General features: G+C 61.5%; 1 pseudogene. It reads right to left on the bottom strand.

Annotated elements, in window-relative coordinates:
* A pseudogene (locus tag HMPREF2617_RS12080) lies at positions 1 to 812 on the bottom strand (hypothetical protein); the annotation flags it as partial.

Below are 812 nucleotides of genomic sequence, written 5' to 3'. Positions count from 1 at the left end.
CCGGCTTGGTTTCCGGCTTGGTTTCCGGCTCGGTCTCGGGCTTGGTTTCAGCTGCCTGCTCCGCCTTCACAGCGTCTTTCGCAGCCTGCTCGGTTTCCTCCGCCTTGGCGATAGCCTTGTCTGCCGCAGTCTTAGCGGCCTCGGCCGCCGCCACAGCCGCATCAGATGTCGTTGCTGCCTGAGCCTTGCCAGCCTCGGCACTCGCGTTGGCTGCTTCCTGCTCTGCCGCTTCGAGGTTCTTCTTCAGCTCAGCCTTCTTCGCCTTATCCTTAACCTTGTTGGTCTCCTCCTCAGCCTTGGTCACCGCAGCCGCCGCGCGCTCCGCATGGCCCTTCGCTGACTCCTGCGCTGCCGCCAACGCAGCAGCCTCGGCTGCCGCGGAATCACGCTCTTCCTTAACTACCGCAGATGCAGCGGCCTTGAGCTCTTCGGCGCCTTCGACCACCGAATCTGCCGCGGACTTGGCCGCTGCCGCTTCAGTTTTCGCCTGCTCACCAGTTCGAGCTTCCTTTGCGGCCTTCGCAGCATCTCGTGCAGCTTCAACCTTCTTTGCAAGAGCATCTGCCTTTGCCTGCAGCTCGGCCTTCTTCTCAGAGTCCTTGACCTTGGCAATTTCCTCCTTGGCGGCCTCCAGCGCCGCCTCCGCCCGAGCTACGTCGGCCTCAGACTTCCCGACAGCGTTCTCACGCTCAGTAATGGATTCCTGGGATTCGAAATCAACCTTGAGGTCAAGGAGTGCGTCCTCGTACTCGATCGGCTCGTAGAAGCCGATCAAGACCTTCTTGGCGCCCTCCTCGGTGAGCGTTGTTTTC

It is taken from the genome of Corynebacterium sp. HMSC070H05 (genome assembly GCF_001837615.1).
GTDB classification, from domain to species: Bacteria; Actinomycetota; Actinomycetes; order Mycobacteriales; family Mycobacteriaceae; genus Corynebacterium; species Corynebacterium coyleae.
Note: the sequence above shows the minus strand (reverse complement) of the source record. Positions and strands in the feature narration are given on the sequence as shown.